Raw genomic sequence first — 16,089 nt, 5'->3', positions numbered from 1 at the left:
CGCAAGCCGCCGCCAGCCACCCCGGGAAATCATTCGTAGATTTCGGCGTCCGGATCGGTCGCTTCCATTTCGTAGCTGGCGGCCACCATGGCCAGCCGGCCCACCACGCCGTACATGTAGAAGCGGTTCGGGGCACTGGCGCCGGGTTTGGCACCGGGCTGAGGCAAGTGCGCACTTTCAGAGAAAGCCAGCGGCACGAAGCTCGCGCCCGGCAGCTTCAGGTTCTCGTCGGCGGCGCGCTCGGCATGCACGCGGTAGAAGCCGCCCACCACGTAGCGATCCATCATGTAGACCACCGGTTCGGCCACGCCGTTGTGCACGCGCTCGTTGGTCAGCACGCCTTCCTGCACGATCAGCTCGGTGGGGTCGCGCAGATCGCGGCTGGCGCCCGGCTTGGCGGCGGGAATGCCGGCCGCAGCGCGGGGCTTGCCGATCAGCGCCTCCACGTCCTTGGCGTCGCGCACCGTCACGACGCCCGGACTGCCGCTGCCGCTGTGACCGCCCTTGACGACCACAAACGGCTTCTCGTTGATGCCGTATTCCTTGTACTTGCGGCGCACCTTGGTCAGCACCGCGTCCACATGGCTGGTCAGCACGTCGATGCCGCGGCCCTCGGCCACGTCCACGCCTTCGGCGCGCGCATAGATCGGGTTGATGAGCCAGGGGTCGATGCCCAGCAGCTTGCCGAAGCGCTTGGACAGCTCCTCGTAGCTGTGCAGGTGGTTGCTCTTGCGGCGCACCGACCAGCCTGCATGCAGCGGCGGCAGCAGATACTGCTCGTGCAAGTCTTCGAGGATGCCAGGCGTTCCCGCAGAAAGCTCGTTGTTGAGGAGAATTGTGCAGGGATCGAAGTTCTTCAGCCCCAGGCGGCGCTTGCTGCGCACCACCGGCTCGAGCGTCACGGTGTCGCCGTTGGGCAACTCGATCTTCTTGGAAGTCTTGATGGCGGGGTCGATGGACCCGATGCGCACATTGAGCCCCGCCATATGGAAGATGCGCACCAGTTGCGCAACGTTGGCGAGATAAAAGGTGTTCTTGGAGTGATTTTCCGGAATGACGAGCAGGTTGCGCGCTTCCGGACAGATCTTCTCGATGGCCGCCTGCGCGGCCTGCACCGCCAGCGGCAGCATTTCCTTGGTGAGGTTGTTCCAGCCGCCCGGGAACAGGTTGGTGTCGACCGGGGCCAGCTTGAAGCCGGCGTTGCGGATGTCGACGGCGCTGTAGAACGGCGGCGTGTGCTCCATCCACTCGAGCCGGAACCAGCGCTCGATGGCAGGCATCGAGTCGAGCACCCGCTGCTCCAGTTCGTTGATCGGGCCGGTCAGGGCGGTGACGAGATGCGGAACCATGCGGGCGGCCTTGTTGGTTTTGTGCTTAAAGGTAGAGCGGAATTGTAGGAATTGGGGGTGCCCATCCCGAAGACAAGACCACGACAGCGGCGCGCATCAGGTCCGCACTTCGCCTTGGCCCAGCACCACGTACTTGAGCGAGGTCAGCCCTTCGATCCCCACCGGTCCGCGCGCATGGAACTTGTCGGTGCTGATGCCGATTTCGGCGCCCAGACCGAACTCGAAACCGTCCGCGAAGCGTGTGCTCGCATTGACCATCACGCTGGCCGAATCAACCTCGCGCAGGAAGCGCTGCGCATGCACGTGGTCGCGCGTGACGATGGCGTCGGTGTGGTGGCTCGAATAGCGGTTGATGTGCGCAATGGCCTCGTCCACGCCGGCCACCACCTTGATGCTGATGACGGCGGCCAGGTATTCCTCGGACCAGTCGGATTCGACCGCATCGACCACCCTGGCTTTCGGATCGATCGCACCGTCGGCGCGCAGGATGGCGGCGGCGGCCGGGTCGCAGCGCATTTCCACACCCTTGGCCGCGAAGATGGCGGCGATCTCGGGCAGGAAGTCGTCGGCCACCGAGGCCGACACCAGCAGGCCTTCGGCGGCATTGCAGGGGCTGTACTTCTGGGTCTTGGCGTTGTCGACGATACGCAGCGCCATGTCGAACTCGGCCGTATCGTCCACGTAGACGTGGCAGTTGCCGTCCAGGTGCTTGATGACCGGCACCTTGGCGTCGCGGCTGATGCGCTCGATCAGGCCCTTGCCGCCGCGCGGAATGATCACGTCGACGAACTCGGGCATGGCGATCAGCTGGCCGACGGCTTCGCGGTCGGTGGTCTGTACCAGCTGCACCGCATCGACCGGCAGGCCGGCTTCGGCCAGCGCCTCGGACACCAGCAGCGCCAGCGCCTTGTTCGACTCGATGGCTTCCGAGCCGCCGCGCAGGATGGCCGCGTTGCCGCTCTTGATGGCCAGGCTCGCGGCCTCGATGGTCACGTTGGGGCGGCTCTCGTAGATCATGCCGAAGACGCCGATCGGCACGCGCATCTGGCCCACGCGGATGCCGCTGGGCTGCTGCTTCATGCCGATGATCTCGCCGATCACGTCGGCCATGCCGGCGAGTTGCTCGCAGCCGAGCGCCACGGTCTCGATGACCTTGGGCGTGAGCTTGAGGCGGTCCACCATCGGCGCCGAGAGGCCGGCGGCCGTGGCGCGCTCGAGGTCCTTCTGGTTGGCTACGGCCAGCACCGGGCCGGCTTCGCGCAGGCGCCGGGCCAGCGCCTTCAATGCCTTGTTTTTGGTGGCTGCATCCGCACGGGCCATGAGGAATGCAGCGGCTTTGGCTTGCAGACCCAGGGTCTGCATGTGCTCGCTGACGTTGAACGCATTCATGTGTTCATTTTCCCACGCCGACCTGTGACCCGGCTTACACGGGCCTTTTGATGGCTGGAGCCATCGTGCGCGGGCCGAGTCAGGCGCGTCGCGGAGCGGTCGCCGCGCTGCTGCACGCGCGGCACAGCATCAGCGCCAGCCGCTGCAGGGCCTGCCAGCCGCTGGCGGGCCAGTCGGGCTGCTTCAGGCCCTTCACGATGCCGTCCACCACGTGCGCCGCGCGCAGCAGCCGGGCCAGCATGCGGTCGTCCAGGCGCGGCAGCACGCGCTCGAAGGCGCGCTCGCGCGGGCCCCAGATGCGGTTCTCGCGCAGCGCCATCGGCAGCGGGCGCCCCGAGGCCATGGCGTCCTTCACGCGCTTGAGCGCCCGGATGTCCTCCGCGATCGTGTAGTGCACCAGCACCTCGGCCTCGCCCTCGGCCTGCAGGCCGTCGAGCATACGCGCCACGCGCTGCGGATTGCCGGCCAGCACGGCTTCGGACAGCTTGAACACGTCGTAGCGCGCCACGTTGTTGACCGCAGCCTCGACCTGCTCCCAGCTCAGCTCGCCGGCCGGGTGCAGCAGCGCGAGCTTCTGGATTTCCTGGTGCGCGGCGAGCAGGTTGCCCTCCACGCGATCGGCGAAGAACTGCAGCGTGCGCTGGCCTTCGTCGCCGGGCATCACGCGCTGGCCCTGCTGGCCCAGGCGCTGCGCAATCCATTGCGGCAGCGCGTTGCGCTCGATCGGGTCGACCTGGATGCTCGCACCGTTGTTCTCCAGCGCCGAGAACCAGGCACCGGTGCGCGTGGCCTTGTCCAGCCGCGGCAGCATCACCAGCGTGAGCGTGCTGTCGTTGCCGGGCGCAGCCTCGGCCAGCTGCTGCAGCGCCGTGCTGCCGTCCTTGCCGGGCTTGCCCGAGGGAATGCGGATCTCGACAATCTGCCTGTCGGCGAACAGCGAGAGCGAGCCCCCGGCCGCGAGCACCGCGCTCCAATCGAAGTGCGCGCCGGCCACGGTGTACGAGCTGCGCTCGGTGTAGCCCTGCGCACGCGCGGCGGTGCGGATGGTGTCGGCCGCCTCCTGCGCGAGCAACGGCTCGTCGCCGTGGATCGTGTAGAGCGGCTTCAGGCCCTTCTGGAGATGGGCCCCGAGCTGGGCGCTGGCGAGTTGCATGGCAATCGAATGGAGGCCGGAGCGCGCAGCCTCAGAGTTCCTTGACGGCTGCCAGGCGACGCATCAGCTGCTGCGCGATATCCGCCTGCATGTCGCGGAACAGCAGATCGGCCTCGCCTTCCTTGGCCAGCGCGTTGGTTTCGTTGAAGCTCAGGTCACGCGTCTGCGAAACCTCGGAGGCCGGCAGCAGGTCCTTGCCACCCGGCGTGCGCAGGCGAAAGCGCACGCGCAACTGCAGCTGCAACTCGCGCACGAGGCCGGCCGAATTGGTCGAGATCACGAAGCGGTTGCGATCCTCGCCGAGGATCTCGAGCACCACGTCGGCGGTGGAGGACTGGTCGGCCGGCACCAATGTCACCGAGCCGGTGGCCCGCAGCTCGCGCCGGATCTGATTGATCATGGCCGAGTTGCCCGACACCGACAGCGTCTTGAAGGCGAAGACCGGCGCCTTGCGCAGCTCGAAGCCGCAGCCCGCCAGGCCGAGCGAAGCGCCCGCCACCGTCAGCCCGAGAAGAAAGCCGCGGCGCGGCAGCGAGGCATTGCGAGTGTTCATGCTTGCTTGAGTCGTTCAGAGAACCACGTTGACCAGGCGGCCGGGAACCACGATCACGCGCTTGGGCGGCGCTCCTTCGGCGAAGTTGACGAAGTCGTCGCAGGCGAGCGCGAGCTTCTCGATCTCGTCCTTCGACGCGCCGGCCGGCACGCTGAGCTTGCCACGCAGCTTGCCGTTGACCTGCAGCATCAGTTCGATCTCGTCCTGCACCAGCGCGCCGACGTCGACCGTGGGCCAGGCCGCGTCGAGCAGGCCGCCCAGGTCCTTGTCGTAGCCGAGTTCGTTCCAGAGCTGCTGGGCGATGTGCGGCGTGGCCGGGTAAAGGCAGCGCAGCAGGATGCCGAAGCCTTCGCGCACCGCGGCCGCGTCGCCGGTGCTGCCGTCGGGCTTGAAGCCCTCCAGCGCGTTGAGCAGCTTCATCGCGCCCGACACCACGGTGTTGTATTGCATGCGCTGGTAGTCGTAGTCGACCTGGCGCAGCACGGTGTGCACCTCGCGGCGCAGCGCCTGGGCGGACTTGCCGAAGCTCCGGCCCTCGATCGCGACCGGCGCCACGTCCGCCTGCGCCACGCCGAAGTTCCACACGCGGCGCAGGAAACGGTAGCTGCCTTCGACGGCCGCGTCGTTCCACTCGAGCGTGGCCTCGGGCGGCGCGGTGAACATGGTGTACAGGCGCGCGGTGTCGGCGCCGTACTTCTCGATCAGGTCCTGCGGGTCGACGCCGTTGCGCTCGCTCTTGCCCATCTTGCCGACGCCGCCGTACTCGACCTTCGTGCCGTCGGCCAGCGTGCCGCCGGTGATGCGGCCCTGCGCGTCGAGCACCGCCGTGACTTCGAGGGGCGGAAAGTAGTCCTTGCCGCCCTTCTCGTTGCGCTTGTAGAAGATGTGGTTGAGCACCATGCCCTGCGTGAGCAGCTTGCTGAAGGGCTCGTCGGCCTTCACCAGGCCGAGGTCGCGCATCACCTTGGTCCAGAAGCGCGCGTACAGCAGGTGAAGAATCGCGTGCTCGATGCCGCCGATGTACTGGTCCATCGGCATCCAGTAGTCGGCGCCGCCGGCCACCATGGCGTCGTCGTTCCTCGGGTCGCAGTAGCGCATGAAGTACCACGAGCTGTCCACGAAGGTGTCCATCGTGTCGGTTTCGCGCCGCGCGGCCTTGCCGCACACGGGGCAGGTCACGCCGGCGTGGAAGCCTTCGTGCTTGTTCAGCGGGTTGCCCGAGCCGTCGGGCACGCAGTCGGTCGGCAGCACCACGGGCAGGTCCTTCTCGGGGACCGGCACCGCGCCGTGCTCTTCGCAATGGATGATCGGGATCGGCGTGCCCCAGTAGCGCTGGCGGCTCACGCCCCAGTCGCGCAGGCGCCAGGTGGTCTGCAGCTCGCCCAGGTCCTTCTGGCCCAGTGCGTGCGCCACGGCGGCCACGGCCTCCTTGTAGGTCATGCCGCTGAAGTTGTCGGAGTTGATGGTCACGCCGCGCTGCTTGTCGGCGTACCAGTCCTGCCACTTGTGATAGTCGAAATGCGGCTCGTCGTCGACCAGCACGACCTGGATGATCTCGATGCCGTACTTGTTGGCGAAGGCGAAGTCGCGCTCGTCATGCGCGGGCACGCCCATCACGGCGCCGTCGCCATAGCCCATGAGCACGTAGTTGCCGACCCACACCGGCACCTGCTCCTCGGTGATCGGATGCATCACCGTGAGGCCGGTGGGCACGCCCTTCTTCTCCTGCGTGGCGAGTTCGGCCTCGGTGGTGCCGCCGGCCTTGCACTCCTCGATGAAGGCCGCGACCTTCGGATCGAGCGTGGCGGCGTGTGCGGCCAGCGGATGCTCGGGCGCGACGGCGCAGAAGGTCACGCCCATGATGGTGTCGGCACGCGTGGTGAACACGTACATGCGGCCGTCCTGGATGAGCTTGCCGTCGGCGCCATGGATGTCATGCGTGAAGGCGAAGCGCAGGCCCTCGCTCTTGCCGATCCAGTTCTCCTGCATCAGCTTGACGCGCTCGGGCCAGCCCGGCAGCTTGTGCTGGGTGTGCTCGAGCAGCTCTTCGGCGTAGTCGCTGATCTTCAGGTAGTAGCCAGGGATCTCGCGGCGCTCGACCGTGGCGCCGGTGCGCCAGCCCTTGCCGTCGATCACCTGCTCGTTGGCCAGCACGGTCTGGTCGACCGGGTCCCAGTTGACGACCTGGGTCTTGCGGTAGGCGATGCCCTTCTCGAGCATCTTCAGGAACAGCCACTGGTTCCACTTGTAGTAGCTCGGATCGCAGGTGGCGATCTCGCGGCTCCAGTCGATCGCCAGGCCCATGGCCTGGAGCTGGCCGCGCATGTAGTCGATGTTCTCGTAGGTCCACTTGGCCGGCGGCACCCCGTTCTTCAGCGCCGCGTTCTCGGCCGGCAGGCCGAAGGCGTCCCAGCCCATGGGCATCAGCACGTTGTAGCCGCTCATGCGCAGGTAGCGCGTGAGCATGTCGTTGATGGTGTAGTTGCGCACGTGGCCCATGTGCAGCTTGCCGCTGGGGTACGGCAGCATCGAGCAGGCGTAGTACTTCTTGCGGCTCGCGTCCTCGGTGACGCGGTAGGCATCGGCGGCGCTCCATTGCGCCTGGGCAGCGGACTCGACGTCGCTGGGTTTGTAGCTGGGATTCATGACGGGTTCGGCAAGACCCGGCGCGGGGTGGCCGGGGAGGACGGATTATCGCGCCGGACTAGACTCGCTCCCCAGCTTGCTGCCTCACGCGGACGGAAAGACACAATGAAATTGCTCTGGAAACATCTCGCCCTGTCCTTCGCGGCCGCCGCCGGCCTTGCCGCCACGCCGCTGTGGGCCCAGCAGAACGACAAGCCCCTGCGCCTCGTCGTGCCCTTCGCCACCGGCGGCGCCCAGGACGTCATCGCCCGCTACCTGGGCGCCAAGCTCACCGACAGGCTTGGCCAGAGCGTCATCGTCGACAACAAGGCCGGCGCCGGCGGCATCGTGGCCGCCGACGCGGTGGCCAAGGCGGCGGACGGGGCCACGGTGCTGCTGGCAACGGGCGGCGCCATCACCATCGCACCCCACCTGCAGGCCAAGCTCCCCTACGACCCGGTGCACGAACTGGTGCCGGTGGCCCTGGTGGCGGACACGCCGATGACGCTGTCCGTGCGCACCGAAAGCCCCTACAAGACCGTGGCCGACGTGCTGCGCGACGCCAAGGCCAGGCCGGGCCAGGTTACCTACGCCTCGACCGGCAACGGCACCGTGTCACACCTGACCGGGGCGCTGCTGGCGCAGGCGAGCGGCGTGAACCTGCTGCACGTGCCCTACCGGGGCGCCGCGCCCGCCATGACGGACCTGCTGGGCGGGCAGGTGGCGGCCATCGTGACCAGCGTGGCCTCGATCGAGCCGATGGTCGCCAGCGGCAAGGCGCGCGTGCTCGGCACCTTCTCCCATGCGGCGCTGCCCGGCATGGGCACGGCCCCGACCATCGGCGAGGCCACGGGCCTGCCGGGCATGGAAGTGCCGGTCTGGGTCGGCGTGATGGCGCCGGCGCGCATGCCGGCGGCGAGCGTCGAGAAGCTGTCCGCGGCGCTGGTCGAGGTGTGCAACCTGCCGGAGACGAGGCAGCGCTTCGCCCAGCTGGGCGCGGTCAATACCTGCGGCGGCCCGGCCGCGCTGGGCAAGGTGGTGGCGGAAGACAGCCAGCGCTGGGCGAAAGTGATCAAGCAAGGCGGAATCAAGGTTGACTAGCTTGGCTCTCCCCCAGGCTTCGCGCACTTCGTGTCGCTTCGCCAACCCCCTCGCCGGGGGCAACACCGGTGGCCCGGCAAAGCCGGTTCCACGGTGTTCACGAATGGGAATGCGCCTGTGACGGTCGCGGCGAAGCAGTACCGCGTCGGCATCGCCGGCGCCGGGGCGATCGCGCTGGCCAGTGCGGCGTGGCTGCGGCAGGCGGGCCATGGCGTCACGGTGTGGTCGCCGGGCGGCCGGGGCGCGGACGGGCTGCGCACTCAGCCGCTGGAAGCCTGCGGCATCCAGTCGTTCTCGGTGAAGGTCGAGGTCGCCGACGGCGCGGCCGGGCTCTGCGCCGCTTCGGACGTGCTGCTGCTCGCCCTCCCCGTCAACGGCCACAGGCGCGTGATGGACGCGCTGCTCCCTTTCCTGCGCGACGGCCAGACTGTGATCGTCAGCTCGATGGCCTCGCTGTCCTCGCTCTATCTGCACGAAGCAGCTGCGCGCGCAGGCCGGCGGATCACGGTCGCCAGCTTCGGCACGACCGTGCTGACCGCGCGCCGCGAGTCCGGCACGCAGGTCAGGGTGATGACGCGGCGCAAGGCGGTCGGCGTCTCCGCCCTGCCCGGCTCGCGGGTGGAAGAGGCCGTCGCGCTGTGCACCGCCCTCTTCGGCGACGGCTTCTTCCCCGACGGCAGCGCCCTCGCGAGCGCCCTGGCCAACGTCAATCCGCAGTCCCACGGCCCGCTCGCGGTGTTCAACTGGACGCGCATCGAGCGCGCCGAGAACTGGCCGCAGTACCACTGCATGACGCCCGGCGTGTCGCGCGTGATCGAGGCGCTGGACCGGGAGCGGCGCGCCGTGGCCGCCGCGTTCGGCATCGAGCTCGGTCCCATCGAAGCGCATTTCGCGCGCTCCTTCGGCACCGCGTCGGCAAAGCTGGAGGACATCGCCGCCGAGCTGCACGCCAAGCGCGGCGGTCCGCCCGGCCCCACGCAGGCCGACACCCGCTACGTCACCGAGGACATGCCCTACGGCCTGGCGTTCGTCGAGGCGCTGGGCGCCATCGCCGGCGTGCCGACGCCCGCGACCCGCACCATCGTGGATGCGGCCTCGCTGGTCAACGGCATCGACTTCCGCTGCGAGAACGACCTGCTTCAACCGCTGGGCCTAGCGAACGAAACCGTCGCCGGGCTGCTCGAGCGCTTATGAAGCGTCGGCTTCGGGGAACACCGGCTCCCCGAGGTTGAGCATCAGCCGGTTGGCCCAGGCGAACAGGGCGACCGAATGGATCAGGTCGAGGATCTCCTGCTCGGTCAGCCCGGCCTCCTTCAACCCGCGCACGTCGTCGGCCGAGACCTTGTCGGGCTCGGCACCGAGACGGATCGAGAACGCGACGATGGCCTTCTCGCGCGCCGTGGTGCCGGCGCCTTGCGGCTCCTCGAACACCTGCGAGATCACGTCGTTGCGCTTGGCCAGCTGCTCGAAGCGCTGCGCATGCACCGAGGCGCAGTACACGCAGCCGTTGACGCGCGATTCCACCGTGGCGCCCAGCTCGCGCTCGGCACGCGGCATGCCGCCCGGTGCGAACATGATCGCGTTGAAGGCGATGGAGCGCTGCAGCAGTATCTCGGGCTGATGCGCCAGCACCAGGAAGTACGGCGAGCTGCGCGCCTGCGGGCTCATCTCGTCGAGTGCGGCCAGCTGGGCAGGCGTGGCGGTGTCGACGTTCACCGTGTCGAGCCACGGCTTCCACTGGAGCGCCTCGGTGGTGAAGCCCTTGATGCGGATCGGGGCCGTCATGCCGCAGCCTCCGCGGCGATCAGCGCCTTCAGGCCCGCGGCAACGCGGATCTGGTACGAGAGGAAGGCGATCAACTGGCTCATCGCCACGATGGCGGGCGTCGAGAGGCCGCTCGCGGCCAGCGACTGCACGGCGGCCTTGTCGCCCTCGATGGGGCGCTCGATCAGTTTGCCGGTGAAGGCCAGCACGGCCTGCAGGCGCGCATCGGCCACGGGCCGCCCGGCGTCCACGGCAGCGATCACGTCGCCATCCGCGCCTTCGGCCGCCAGCCTGTCGCGGTAGTGCGCGGCCAGGCTGTCCGCCTTCGACACGCGGCAGGCATGCAGCGCCACGAGCAGCCGCTCGCTTACCGACAGGCCTTCGACGGCCGGCGAGAACATCGCGTCATAGCTGCCCTGCGTGGCTGCAACGACCTTGTCGCGCTGGCGCCGCAGCGCCCAGAGGGGGTGGTCCGGCGCCAGCGGGACGGCGGCATCGATCACATCGTGGGGAGTGCTTGTCATGGTCGGTTTCTTTCTTGGGGCGGCAGCGCGGGCGTCCATTCGTCGCCGAACAGTTCCGGCTCGGCATAGGCCTCGAGGTTGGCGTAGTGGTGGTCGAAGTCCTCGCGATAGAACAGGCTGGCAATGCCGCTCGCCAGCCGCCTGGCGCCATCGCTGATGGCCGGGATGTCGCCCGACACCGTGCCGTGCGACAGCGCGGCCGGGTAGCAGAAGCAGTGGATGCGCCCGAGCCCCGCGCATTCGCCCGGCACGCGCTGCCGGAATTCGAAGGCGGGCCCGAGGTCGGGCGAGTCGGCCAGTTCCTGGTCTTCGTCGCCGGGCGCGGGCTCGAAGCGGTCTTTCCATGTCCGGATGTGGGCCGAGATGCCGGCAAACTCCGGACGGTTCGGCCAGTCGACCTTGAAGCCGGTCGAGACGATCAGGAAGTCGAATTCGAAAACCCCCTTCGGCGTCGACACGCGCATGGCCTCGCCCCGCGGCTCGATGGCGAGGATGGGGCAACCGAAGTTGAAGAAGGCATTGGTGTGCCCCGACACCCGCAGCGTGCTGCCGTGCGGCGGCGGCACGTTCGCCACGTTGATGTAGTGGCGGATGCGCCACTTGAGCTCGTCGGGCAAATCGTAGTGCCCCTGCGTGAGCCCCGGCACACCCGCCCCCTTGCCCTTGTTGACGCGCGGCAGGTCGGGCCGGCGGATCAGCAGCTCGACGCTGCGCGCACCGGCCTCCAGCGCGGTGGCCGCGCTGTCCATGGCCGAGGAGCCAGCGCCGACCACACCCACGCGCAGGCCTTCGAGCCGGCCGTAGTCCATGTCGTCGGACGAATGCGCCCATTTCGAGCGCGGCAGTGCGTCGACGAAAGCCGGAACGGCCGGCCCGCCGAGGCCGTCACGCCCCGTCGCAAGGACGACGCGGCGCGCCAGCACGCTGCGCTCGCCCTGCGGCGTGCGCAGGGCCAGCCGCACGCCGGACGCATCGGGCAGCGGGTGGATGCCGACCACCGCGGTGTCGTTGCGCACGTCCACGTCCATCACGCGGCGGTACCAGACCAGGTAGTCCATCCACTGCAGGCGCGGGATCTTGTCCATCGCGGTCCAGGCCTCCAGCCCGAACTGGGCCTCGAACCAGGCGCGAAAGGTGAGTGACGGCAGGCCGAGCGCGGGGCCGGTGAGCTCCTTGGGCGAGCGCAGCGTCTCCATGCGCGCCGTCGTCGCCCAGGGGCCCTCCTTGCCCGCGGGCGAGCGGTCGAACACCACGGCGCGAATGCCCAGCTGCGCCAGCGCGACCGAGGCGGCCAGGCCGGCCTGGCCGCCGCCGATGATGGCCACGTCGAGCATGGATTCATCGCCGGCCTGTCGGGCGGGCATCCAGTTGCGGCCGGGCCAGCCGAGATATTCGAGGTCCTGGGCGAGCCGCGCTTCGAGCGCGGCGAGGGAGGAAGCGGAATCTGATGTCATCTTGAAGAGCGGGGAACGACGCCCAGTGTAGAAAGCTTCGCGGGTGGCCCGGATTTCGCATGCCACAATGATTTTCAGACCACAGGGGCCGGCATGGGCAGCAAGAGCGACAGCGAATGGTGGCGCGGCGCGGTGATCTACCAGATCTACCCGCGCAGCTTCATGGACAGCGATGGCGACGGCATCGGCGACCTGCCGGGCATCACGTCCCGGCTCGAGCACGTGGCCAGCCTCGGCGTCGATGCCGTCTGGGTTTCCCCCTTCTTCCGCTCGCCGATGAAGGACTTCGGCTACGACGTGGCCGACTACCGCGCAGTCGACCCGCTGTTCGGCACGCTGGCCGACTTCGACGCCATGCTGGCGCGCATGCACGCGCTGGGCCTGAAGCTCATCATCGACCAGGTGCTTTCGCACACCTCCGACCAGCACGCCTGGTTCGCCGAAAGCCGCAGCAGCCGCGACAACCCCAAGGCCGACTGGTACGTCTGGGCCGACCCCAAGGCCGACGGCACCCCGCCGACCAACTGGCTGTCGGTGTTCGGCGGCTCGGCCTGGCAGTGGGACTCGCGCCGGCGGCAGTACTACCTGCACAGCTTCCTCGCCGAGCAGCCCGACCTCAACTTCCACTGCGACGCCGTGCAGGAGGCCCTGCTGGGCGAGGTCCGCTTCTGGTGCGAGCGCGGCGTGGACGGCTTTCGCTTCGACGCCTGCAACCACCAGTTTCACGATGCGCTGCTGCGCGACAACCCGCCGGCCTCACCGGCGTCGATCGACGGGGTCAGCACAGTGCGCGCCGACAACCCCTACGCGATGCAGCAGCACCTGTACGACAAGAGCCAGATGGAGAACCTGGCCTTCCTCGAAAGCCTGCGCCGCCTGCTCGACGATTACGGCGCGGTGGCGCTGGGCGAGGTCGGCGACGAGAACGCGCCGCCCGTCATGGCGCAATACACCGAGCTCGGCAAGCGCCTGCACCTGGCCTACAGCTTCAGCCTGCTGACGGCAGACCACCGCCCCGCCCACCTGCGCCACCAAGTCGAGGCGCTCGACGACGCGCTGGCGCCCACCGGCGGCTGGGGTTGCTGGGCGGTGTCGAACCACGATGTGCCGCGCGTCGCCACGCGATGGAGCGACGGCGGCCCGGCCGACACCCGGCGCGACCGGCTCTGGCTGGCGCTGCTGCTCGCACTGCGCGGCAGCGCCAGCATCTACCAGGGCGAGGAACTGGGCCTGCCCGAGGCCGAAGTGCCCTTCGAACTGCTGCAGGACCCGTACGGCCGCGCGTTCTGGCCCGAGTTCAAGGGCCGCGACGGCTGCCGCACGCCGATGCCGTGGACCACCGCGGCGCCGAACGGCGGCTTCACCACCGGTACGCCCTGGCTGCCGGTGTACGGCCCCCACCTTCCGCTGGCCGTCGAACGGCAGGCCGCGCGGCCCGATTCGATGCTCGCCTTCAGCCGCACGCTGCTGCACTGGCGGCGCACGCAGCCCCTGCTGCGCACCGGCGGCATCCGCTTCATCGATGCGCCCGACCCTCTGCTGCATTTCGAGCGGCGCGACGGGCATTCGTCGCTGCAGGCGGTCTTCAACCTCGGGAGCGAACCGGTTTCGATGCCGCTGGCCGAAGCCCTGATGCCTCTCGTCGGACATCCGCTCGCGCCGAGCGCCGTCATGCAGGCCGAAGGCGCAAAGCGCATGCTCGCGCTGGCGCCGTACGGCGTCTTCTTCGGCACGCCCGCCGCCGAAGGACAAAGCTGAGCACCATGCCCTCCTCCAAGCCGCTGCCCGAATCCGAAGTCCATGCGCTGATGCGCGCGGAGCATGGCGACCCGTTCGCCGTGCTGGGCCCGCACGAGACGCCCGAAGGCCTGGAAGTGCGCACATTGCTGCCCGGTGCGCAGCGCGTGGCCGTGCTGCATTCGCGCACCGGCTGGCCGCTTGCGATCCTGGCACGGCATGCCGAATCGGACCTGTTCAGCGGATTGGTCCCGGCCGCGGAGGCCCGCATGGGCTACTCGTTCCAGGTCGACTGGGAGGCGCACACCTCGCGGCTCGAAGACCCCTACCGCTTTCCGTTCGTGCTCGGCGAAACCGACGTGTGGCTGCTGGCCGAGGGCACGCACCTGCGCCCCTGGGAACGGCTGGGTGCGCACCTGCGCGAGATGGACGGCGTGAAGGGCGTGGCCTTTGCCGTCTGGGCGCCGAACGCAAAGCGCGTGTCGGTGGTGGGCAGCTTCAACAACTGGGACGGCCGGCGCCACATGATGCGGCTGCGCCGCGAGTGCGGCGTGTGGGAGATCTTCGCGCCGCATGTGACGGTGGGCGACAGCTACGAGTTCGAGATCCTGTCGGCGCAGGGCGAGGTGCTGCGCAAGGCCGATCCCTTCGCGTTCTCGTCGCAGCTGCGGCCTGACACCGCCTGCGTGGTGCAGCCCCTTCCCGCGCCGGTGAAGCTGCCCGAAGGCCGCGCCGCCGCGAACGGGCGCCCTGCGCCGATCAGCATCTACGAAGTGCACCTGGGCTCGTGGCGCCGCAAGAACAACGGCCACGAATGGCTGGACTACCGCGAGCTGGCCGACACGCTGGTGCCCTACGCGCGCGACATGGGCTTCACGCACATCGAGCTGCTGCCGATCAGCGAACACCCCTTCGACGGCTCATGGGGCTACCAGCCGATCGGGCTCTACGCGCCTACCTCGCGCTTCGGCACGCCGGGCGACTTCCGGCATTTCGTGGAAGCGGCGCATGCCGCAGGGCTGGGCGTGATCCTCGATTGGGTGCCCGCGCACTTCCCGACCGATTCGCACGGCCTCGGCCGCTTCGACGGCACCGCGCTGTACGAGTACGCCGATCCGCGCGAAGGCTTCCACAACGACTGGCAGACGCTGATCTTCAACTACGCGCGCACGGAGGTGCGCAACTACCTCGTCGGCAATGCGCTGTACTGGCTGGAGCGCTACGGCGTGGACGGCCTGCGCGTGGATGCGGTGGCTTCGATGCTGTACCGCGACTACAGCCGCAAGGCCGGCGAGTGGGTGCCGAACGTGCTCGGCGGGCGCGAGAACCTGGAGGCCATCGACTTCCTGCGTCGCATGAACCGCGTGGTGGGCATCGAGCGGCCCGGGGCCATGACGGTGGCAGAGGAATCGACAAGCTTTCCCGGCGTGACCCGGCCGCCGGAAGACGGCGGGCTGGGCTTTCACTACAAGTGGAACATGGGGTGGATGAACGACACGCTGGCGTATGCGGGCACCGATCCGGTCTACCGCAAGCATCACCACCAGCAGATCACCTTCGGGCTGATGTACGCGCTCAGCGAGAACTTCGTGCTGCCGCTGTCGCACGACGAAGTGGTGCACGGCAAAGGCTCGATGATCGGGCGGATGCCTGGCGACGAGTGGCAGAAGTTCGCGGGCCTGCGTAACCTGTATGGCTACCTCTGGGCGTATCCGGGAAAGAAGCTGCTGTTCATGGGGGGCGAGTTCGCGCAATACGCGGAGTGGAATGCCGACCGCGGCCTCGACTGGCATCTGCTGGAGCATGCGGCGCATCAAGGGGTGCGGCGGCTGGTGCGCGACCTGAACAACGTGTATCGGCACTTTCCTGCGCTGCATGAGCTCGACCATGAGGGCGCGGGGTTCGAATGGATCGTGCATGACGATGCGGACCAGTCGGTGTTTGCGTTTGTTCGGCGGGCTCGGGATGGGGCGTTCGTGGTGGCGGTCTGCAATTTCACGCCGGTGCCTCGGCATGGGTATCGGCTGGGGGTTCCTTGTGCTGGCTCTTATCGGGAGATTGTCAATACGGATGGCTCGATTTATGGGGGCAGTGGGGTCGGAAACGGCGTTGTCGAGAGTTCTCCCGTGCCATGGCATGGGAAGACGGACTCTGTTTCGATCAGCGTGCCGCCACTGGCTACTGTGATGTGGGTGTTGGCTTGACGTTGCTTGACTTGGTTTGTTTCCCGGGGCCGGGTCTCGCCCCGGCAGGCGACCTACGTTTCTTTGCTTCGCCAAAGAAACGTAGGCAAAAGAAAGGCGACCCTACTTTCTGCGTCCCTGCGCTTCGCTCCGGGCAACCTGCGGTGCTCGCGGTTCGCGGGGTCCCGCCCAAACTCGCTTCGCTCAGACAAGGGCGGGCCCTGATCCGCGAACCGCTGCGCTCCTCGGCGCAGCCA

12 protein-coding genes are annotated in these 16,089 nt (G+C 68.4%); 4 read left to right on the top strand and 8 right to left on the bottom strand.

The genetic code is table 11. The features are described 5' to 3' along the window. Nucleotides 1-29: 29 nt before the first annotated feature. From gshA to leuS, 5 genes are all read right to left on the bottom strand, one after another. The gene (gene gshA / locus ACCD11_RS21930) at nucleotides 30-1,349 is read right to left on the bottom strand and encodes a glutamate--cysteine ligase (protein WP_413315455.1); all 1,320 of its coding nucleotides are present in this window, start codon (nucleotides 1,347-1,349) and stop codon (nucleotides 30-32) included. A gap of 96 nt (nucleotides 1,350-1,445) precedes the next feature. Beyond that, nucleotides 1,446-2,738: a glutamate-5-semialdehyde dehydrogenase gene (locus ACCD11_RS21925; protein WP_007837640.1), complete on the bottom strand. Its 1,293-nt coding sequence runs from the start codon at nucleotides 2,736-2,738 to the stop codon at nucleotides 1,446-1,448. Between the two features lie 79 nt (nucleotides 2,739-2,817). Then, nucleotides 2,818-3,891, bottom strand: a complete 1,074-nt coding sequence (holA, locus tag ACCD11_RS21920; protein ID WP_413315454.1) for a DNA polymerase III subunit delta — start codon at nucleotides 3,889-3,891, stop codon at nucleotides 2,818-2,820. Nucleotides 3,892-3,922: 31 nt separating this feature from the next. Beyond that, entirely contained in the window at nucleotides 3,923-4,444 is a 522-nt protein-coding gene (gene lptE / locus ACCD11_RS21915; protein WP_413315453.1) for an LPS assembly lipoprotein LptE, read from the bottom strand. 15 nt (nucleotides 4,445-4,459) lie between these two features. Further along, nucleotides 4,460-7,090: a leucine--tRNA ligase gene (gene leuS / locus ACCD11_RS21910; RefSeq protein WP_413315452.1), complete on the bottom strand. Its 2,631-nt coding sequence runs from the start codon at nucleotides 7,088-7,090 to the stop codon at nucleotides 4,460-4,462. Nucleotides 7,091-7,195: 105 nt separating this feature from the next. Between leuS and ACCD11_RS21905 the strand changes: the two genes are divergently transcribed. Both ACCD11_RS21905 and ACCD11_RS21900 read left to right on the top strand, forming a co-directional pair. Then, the gene (locus ACCD11_RS21905; protein WP_413315451.1) at nucleotides 7,196-8,170 is read left to right on the top strand and encodes a Bug family tripartite tricarboxylate transporter substrate binding protein; all 975 of its coding nucleotides are present in this window, start codon (nucleotides 7,196-7,198) and stop codon (nucleotides 8,168-8,170) included. A 117-nt stretch (nucleotides 8,171-8,287) separates the two neighbouring features. After that, nucleotides 8,288-9,364: an NAD/NADP octopine/nopaline dehydrogenase family protein gene (locus ACCD11_RS21900; RefSeq protein ID WP_413315450.1), complete on the top strand. Its 1,077-nt coding sequence runs from the start codon at nucleotides 8,288-8,290 to the stop codon at nucleotides 9,362-9,364. Here the strand turns inward: ACCD11_RS21900 and ACCD11_RS21895 are convergent. The 3 genes from ACCD11_RS21895 to ACCD11_RS21885 are packed head-to-tail and all read right to left on the bottom strand — an operon-like array spanning nucleotide 9,359 to nucleotide 11,912. Next, nucleotides 9,359-9,955, bottom strand: coding sequence for a peroxidase-related enzyme (locus tag ACCD11_RS21895; RefSeq protein ID WP_413315449.1), 597 nt, complete (start codon nucleotides 9,953-9,955; stop codon nucleotides 9,359-9,361). The two genes, ACCD11_RS21900 and ACCD11_RS21895, sit on opposite strands and share 6 nt — an antisense overlap. After that, entirely contained in the window at nucleotides 9,952-10,458 is a 507-nt protein-coding gene (locus ACCD11_RS21890) for a CMD domain protein (RefSeq protein WP_413315448.1), read from the bottom strand. Before ACCD11_RS21890 ends, ACCD11_RS21895 begins: the two co-directional genes overlap by 4 nt. After that, complete coding sequence (locus tag ACCD11_RS21885) at nucleotides 10,455-11,912, bottom strand: NAD(P)-binding domain-containing protein (RefSeq protein ID WP_413315447.1); 1,458 nt, start codon at nucleotides 11,910-11,912, stop codon at nucleotides 10,455-10,457. The genes ACCD11_RS21890 and ACCD11_RS21885 overlap by 4 nt, the downstream gene beginning before the upstream one ends. 93 nt (nucleotides 11,913-12,005) lie before the next feature. On the opposite strand from ACCD11_RS21885, the gene ACCD11_RS21880 reads away from it, so the two are divergent. Together ACCD11_RS21880 and glgB are read left to right on the top strand one after the other, a co-directional pair. Beyond that, nucleotides 12,006-13,670, top strand: a complete 1,665-nt coding sequence (locus ACCD11_RS21880; RefSeq protein WP_413315446.1) for an alpha-amylase family glycosyl hydrolase — start codon at nucleotides 12,006-12,008, stop codon at nucleotides 13,668-13,670. 5 nt (nucleotides 13,671-13,675) lie between these two features. After that, complete coding sequence (gene glgB / locus ACCD11_RS21875; RefSeq protein ID WP_413315445.1) at nucleotides 13,676-15,853, top strand: 1,4-alpha-glucan branching protein GlgB; 2,178 nt, start codon at nucleotides 13,676-13,678, stop codon at nucleotides 15,851-15,853. Nucleotides 15,854-16,089: the final 236 nt, after the last annotated feature.

The sequence above is a fragment of the Variovorax sp. Varisp36 genome (assembly GCF_047304235.1).
In the GTDB taxonomy this organism is placed as follows: domain Bacteria; phylum Pseudomonadota; class Gammaproteobacteria; order Burkholderiales; family Burkholderiaceae_C; genus Variovorax.
The sequence above is the reverse complement of the archived record's forward strand: the minus strand, read 5'-3'. Positions and strand labels throughout refer to the sequence as shown.